Raw genomic sequence first — 5,287 nt, forward strand, 5'->3', positions numbered from 1 at the left:
AACACGCCCCAGACACCAGGCCCACATAACCCGTGCCAATCATCGCTACGCGCATAGATCCCCCACACAGTCACCCGCCCAATGAATGCGGGACAAAAAGTTCATAGACATTGGACACCAGCCCGCTCGCGCGAAATTTTTCGAGCGACCTAGCGGTTTCTGGTGACAATTCGACGTTCGCGAATCCGCGGAAGGCGCGCCCCCACTAAGTGATGGCGCGCTCCTTTTTGGGCTTCAGTAGGCGTTGTCGGCCATCAGGAGATGCGGCACGGTCATCAGAAGGATCTTGATGTCGCCGCTCAGCGTCCAGCGTTCGATATATTCGTTGTCGGCGTCGATGCGGGCGGCCATGGCTTCCACCTCGGTGGTGCCGCCGCGCAGACCCTTGATTTGGGCGAGGCCGGTGAGACCGGGACGGGCGCGGAAGCGCAGGTGGTAGTTGGCGATCTGGGCGCCGTAGTGCTCGTCGTGAGCCAGCGCGTGGGGACGCGGGCCAACGATCGACATGTCGCCGCGTAGCACGTTTAGCAACTGCGGCAGCTCATCGATGCTGGTCTTGCGGATGATCCGGCCGACAGTGGTAATGCGATCGTCGTCGCGCTTGGCCTGGACGACTTTGGAGCCGTTCTCCTGGCACCGCATCGAGCGGAACTTGAAGATCGTGAAGGCCTGCCCGTTCAGGCCACCCCGCGACTGACGGAAGAGCACCGGACCCGGCGACTCCATCTTGATCAGGACGGCGATGAGCGCGAGCAGTGGCGCGAAGAAGAGCAAAGCGCCCCCCGCCACCAGGATGTCCATCGCTCGCTTAAGCGGATCTCTCGCGACCGGCGACGCCTGAACGGCGCGCGATAGCTGTTCCGCTGTCGGATTTGATACGATCAGCACGTGGTCCCCACCAGTCATAAGCGTTCGGGTCTTTGCCCGATGATTTAGAAAGCCTTTACTAAATCGAGGCGCCAGGGACAACCGCTCGCGAGGGTTGTTAACTAACCTTTTTTCGCCACCGGATGTTTTTTGCGCGATCTGGCGACATTCAGAGCCCTATTGGCGGGCGCCACACGCATGGCGGGCGGAACTGTTAAGTCTAAAAATCTTCCTTGTCGTCGGCCAATTGTGACGGAATGCACACAGAAGCACTCCGCCTCAACACGAACTTAATGGAGTTATTGGCGGCTCAGTCTCTACTGTGCTTCACACGCTAGATCGTTCATGACGAGGGGGGCAGACAGGCTCCTCTCTAGGAGACGGTCGCGCCTCACTCACCCTCCGATCCATGCGCGAGTTATCTGTCAGCGGCAGCTTGAGCTTGGTGCCAGCGCCATGCGCTGGACAGAATCGCATCGAGATCGCGCGCGGGGGTCCAGCCCAGCACTCGTCGCGCCTTGGTGTTGTCAGCCACCAGCATGGGCGCATCACCAAGGCGACGTGGCGCGACACGCAGCGGTAGCGGCTTCCCAGTAGCGCGAACAACCCCGTCGACCAACTCGCGCACGGTTGTGCCCGTCCCTGCTCCCAGATTGAACGCTTCGGAAGATCCGCCCGCCAACAACCGCTTCAGAGCCGCGACATGGGCGTCGGCCAAATCAAGCACGTGGACATAGTCGCGCACTGCCGTCCCATCGCGAGTGTCGTAGTCATCGCCGAAGATCGTGAAGTTCGGCCGCTGACCCAGGGCAGCCTGGATCGCAACCGGGATGGCGTGGGTCTCTGGCTCGTGCCACTCGCCAATGCGCCCCTCGGGCTCGGCGCCGGCAGCGTTGAAATAGCGCATTACCGCGCTCCTGAACCCGACGTGACGATCGTAGTCGACTAGGACCTGCTCAACCATGAGCTTGCTGCGACCATAGGGATTTAGCGGGGCCTGAGGGTGGCGCTCGTCCATGGGTAGGATCGCCGGCTCGCCGAAGATCGCGCAAGTCGAGGAGAAAACCATGACGTTGACGTTGGCGCGACGGGCGGCCTCGATCACGGTGATGGCCCCGCCAACGTTATGGTCGTAGAAAGCGCCAGGATCTTTGACCGACTCCCCAACCTCGATGCGGCCGGCGAAATGTAAAACCGCCACGGGCGCATGAGCGGAGAACACCGCGTCCAGATGCGCGGCGTCGCGGATATCGCCGACCACCAGCGGCCCCCACTGGACGTGCTCGCGATGGCCGTTTGACAGGTTATCGAACACGATCGGCAGAAATCCGGTCGCGGCTAGAGCCAGGCAACAATGCGACCCGACATAGCCGGCCCCGCCAGTCACTAAGATAGTCTGCATAAACTTCTCCGAGCCGCAGAGCCACCAGCAGACTTAGATATCACTACCACCGTACATCCATTCGATACGCGCCCCCTAAAAGCGGTCCGGCATGGGTAGCGGCGGGTAGCGCGGAAGTCGTGCGGAAATCCTTACAGCTGCGCTATCGAGCTCGCGGCTGCCGCCGCGAATCTCCAGGGAGAACGGCGCCCCTAGTGGAAGGACTGCCGAGAAAATCAGGGAGCAGCGTGGGCGGCACGCTTCGCACCCGCGCTCAATATGCGGATTTCAAAGTGGGACCGAAATTGGGACCGGGAAGCGAACCCAGACAAATTATCTATAAAAAACAATAAGATAAATTCGGAAATGGCGGTGAGAGAGGGATTCGAACCCTCGATAGAGTTTCCCCTATACACGCGTTCCAGGCGTGCGCCTTCAACCACTCGGCCACCTCACCAGCGCATTCGAGTCGAGGGTGGTTGAGACCCCCGGCGCGGGAAGGCGCGCAATATACTCAGGGACCGTCCCAGGGCAAGCCAACAAAGCGCGCCTCTTCATCGCGGGGTGAAACCGGCGGCGCGAACGCCTATATCGGAGCCCAAGACATTCCAGCCTGCGAGAGGCCCGTCATGCTGTCGCTGAAGAAAACCCTCGAGATGCCCACCGCCGACACGGCCCTGCCGGGTCGTCCCGAGCCGATCCCGACGGCGCAGACGCACTTCGTCAACGGCCACCCGCTGAAGGGCCCCTATCCGGACGGCCTGGAGACCGCGATCTTCGCCATGGGCTGCTTCTGGGGCGTCGAGCGCGTGTTCTGGAAGATCCCGGGCGTCTACGTGACCGCGGCCGGCTATGCGGGTGGGATCACCCCGAACCCCACCTATGAAGAGACCTGCACCGGCCGCACCGGCCACACCGAGGTCGTGCTGGTGGTGTTCGACCCCAAGGTCGTCACCTACGAGGCGCTGCTGAAGACCTTCTGGGAGAACCACGACCCGACCCAGGGCATGCGCCAGGGCGGCGACATCGGCACCCAATACCGTTCGGCCATCTATGTGACCAACGACGCTCAGGCCGCCGCGGCCGTGGAGTCGAAGGAAGCCTACCAGCAGGCGCTGTCGGCCAAGGGCCTGGGTCCGATCACCACCGAGATCGCCGCCGCCGGGCCGTTCTACTTCGCCGAGGACTACCACCAGCAGTACCTAGCCAAGAACCCGAACGGCTACTGCGGCATCGGCGGCACGGGCGTCGTCTGCCCGATCGGCCTGGGTGTCGATGCAGGCGTCGAGGCCTGATGAGCCCTGACGCCTTCGACCGGGCGTGCCTGGCCCTGCCAGGCGCGACCCTGTCGATCCAGTGGGGCGACGACCACGTCTTCAAGGTCGGCGGCAAGATGTTCGCCGTGCGCGGCTCGGGCGTGACCTTGGGCGGCGGCGTCTCGTTCAAGGCGTCGGACGTGGCGTTCGAAGTCCTGACCGAGTCCGGCCAAGCCGCGCCCGCGCCCTATCTGGCGCGCGCCAAATGGGTGCATTTCGCCGACCTCGACGCGCTCGACGCGGAAGAGGTCGCCGACTGGGTGACGACCGCCCACGGCCTGATCGCGGCGAAGCTGACGCGCAAGGCGCGGGCGGAGCTGGGCCTGAGCTAGGCCCGCGCCAGCCCCCGCAACGCCATCGCCTCGATCGCCTGCAACAGTCGCTCGTTGGTGAGACCGGGGGTCTGCGGCGTCCACTTGACCAACCAGATCAGCATGCCGACCAGCAGCTGCACCACCAGCGGCGGCTCGCAGGGCGCGATGGTGCCGTCGGCCACGCCCTCCTCCAGAAAGCGCTCCAGCGTCTTGCGGAGCTCGGCGGTGCGCGTCTCGATCGCCTCGCGCTGGACATCGTCCAGATACGAGTTGTCGCCGAAATAGAGCTGCGGACCATTGTCGACCGCATCGTCTAGAACCGCGCGGAAGATTCGCCGAAGCTTGCAGAGGCCGCTCCCGCCCGCGGCGTCGACCGCCAGCAGGATGGCCTCGAACCGGTCCAGGGACTGATGATGGCCCGCGAAGGCCAGGGCCTGCTTGTTCGGGAAGTAGTAGTAGAGCGCCGCGTCGCGCAGATCGAGCGCGGCGGCGATGTCGGTCATCGTCGCGGCCGCGAAGCCCTTGGCGTTGATGATCTCGATGGCGGCGCGCAGGATCGCCTCGCGCTTCCTCAGGGACTTCTGGCTCTGCGCCAGAGGCCTGATGTCTTCCGCCGGCGTCAGGGGTTCCCCCGCCCTCGACAATGGTCGCTCCTCCGCCCGGCGCGCTTGATTCTGCGTCCAGCGATCACCGGTCTGCCAAGCTCTCCCCTAACGGCAACGCAATCAATCGGATAATTTCTAACTTGCACTAGAATATCGAGAGCATGTTAGATTTCTCCTTGGCTCAGCACGGGATGCAAGACCGTGCAGGCTTGGGGCAAAAAATGACGGACAACGTCCGCATCCACGTTCCGGCTCTTCCGACCGCCATGCGCGGCCCGAACGGCCGGCCGAGGCCGCCCTTACCCAACGTCAAGAAAGCCGCCCTTTCCTCCAGGAACTCCGGTCAAGCTCGAACCGGAGCGGGAAGAGGCGCGCATAAAAATAAAACACATCAGGGAGTTACATATGAGAAACGTCCAGATGCTGGGGGTCTCGGCCCTGGCGCTCGCCATCGCCGCCCCCGCCTTCGCCCAACAAACCAAACCCGCTGAAGCCACCGCCGTCGACGAGATCGTCGTCACCGCCACCAAGCGGGAGCAGACCCTTCAAGACGTGCCGATCTCGGTCGCCGTCACCGGCCAGCAGACGATCGAACGGGCCCAGGTCCGCGACCTGATCGACCTGCAATCGGTCGTTCCGTCGCTGAAAGTGTCGCAATTCAACGCCACCGGTCAGACGAACTTCGTCATTCGCGGCTTTGGCAACGGCAACGGCAACGACGGCATCGAAAGCTCGGTCGGCGTCTTCATCTGTCCGCCGTCAGCGCCTTTGAGACAGATTGAGGGTTCCGTTTAGAGGAGGGTT

The 5,287-nt window shown here is 63.2% G+C and carries 5 protein-coding genes, 1 tRNA gene and 1 pseudogene; 3 read left to right on the forward strand and 4 right to left on the reverse strand.

Features of this window, described 5'->3' with window-relative positions; translation table 11 throughout:
• Positions 1–234: 234 nt before the first annotated feature.
• The 3 genes from AX690_RS07900 to AX690_RS07910 all read right to left on the reverse strand — a co-directional run bounded on the left by AX690_RS07900 (position 235) and on the right by AX690_RS07910 (position 2,705).
• On the reverse strand, positions 235–888 hold the full coding sequence (locus AX690_RS07900) for an exopolysaccharide biosynthesis polyprenyl glycosylphosphotransferase (protein WP_066684895.1): 654 nt from the start codon (positions 886–888) through the stop codon (positions 235–237).
• Positions 889–1,285: 397 nt separating this feature from the next.
• Positions 1,286–2,269, reverse strand: a complete 984-nt coding sequence (gene galE, locus AX690_RS07905) for a UDP-glucose 4-epimerase GalE (RefSeq protein ID WP_066684898.1) — start codon at positions 2,267–2,269, stop codon at positions 1,286–1,288.
• Between the two features lie 346 nt (positions 2,270–2,615).
• Positions 2,616–2,705, reverse strand: a tRNA-Ser gene (locus AX690_RS07910).
• A gap of 172 nt (positions 2,706–2,877) precedes the next feature.
• On the opposite strand from AX690_RS07910, the gene msrA reads away from it, so the two are divergent.
• Both msrA and AX690_RS07920 read left to right on the forward strand, forming a co-directional pair.
• Complete coding sequence (msrA, locus tag AX690_RS07915; RefSeq protein WP_066684901.1) at positions 2,878–3,543, forward strand: peptide-methionine (S)-S-oxide reductase MsrA; 666 nt, start codon at positions 2,878–2,880, stop codon at positions 3,541–3,543.
• Positions 3,543–3,896: an MmcQ/YjbR family DNA-binding protein gene (locus AX690_RS07920; protein WP_066684905.1), complete on the forward strand. Its 354-nt coding sequence runs from the start codon at positions 3,543–3,545 to the stop codon at positions 3,894–3,896. The genes msrA and AX690_RS07920 overlap by 1 nt, the downstream gene beginning before the upstream one ends.
• Here AX690_RS07920 and AX690_RS07925 read toward each other — a convergent pair.
• The gene (locus AX690_RS07925; RefSeq protein ID WP_066684913.1) at positions 3,893–4,522 is read right to left on the reverse strand and encodes a TetR/AcrR family transcriptional regulator; all 630 of its coding nucleotides are present in this window, start codon (positions 4,520–4,522) and stop codon (positions 3,893–3,895) included. The genes AX690_RS07920 and AX690_RS07925 overlap by 4 nt on opposite strands.
• A gap of 366 nt (positions 4,523–4,888) precedes the next feature.
• Here AX690_RS07925 and AX690_RS07930 point away from each other — a divergent pair.
• A pseudogene (locus AX690_RS07930) lies at positions 4,889–5,233 on the forward strand (TonB-dependent receptor plug domain-containing protein); the annotation flags it as partial.
• Positions 5,234–5,287 lie beyond the last annotated feature (54 nt).

The sequence above is a fragment of the Caulobacter sp. CCH9-E1 genome, assembly GCF_001556515.1.
Lineage (GTDB): Bacteria > Pseudomonadota > Alphaproteobacteria > Caulobacterales > Caulobacteraceae > Caulobacter.

Excerpts from the sequence above, each read along its gene's own strand:
- galE (WP_066684898.1), bottom strand. The coding sequence starts at position 2,269 with ATGCAGACTATCTTAGTGACTGGCGGGGCCGGCTATGTCGGGTCGCAT.
- msrA (WP_066684901.1), top strand. The coding sequence starts at position 2,878 with ATGCTGTCGCTGAAGAAAACCCTCGAGATGCCCACCGCCGACACGGCC.
- AX690_RS07920 (WP_066684905.1), top strand. The coding sequence starts at position 3,543 with ATGAGCCCTGACGCCTTCGACCGGGCGTGCCTGGCCCTGCCAGGCGCG.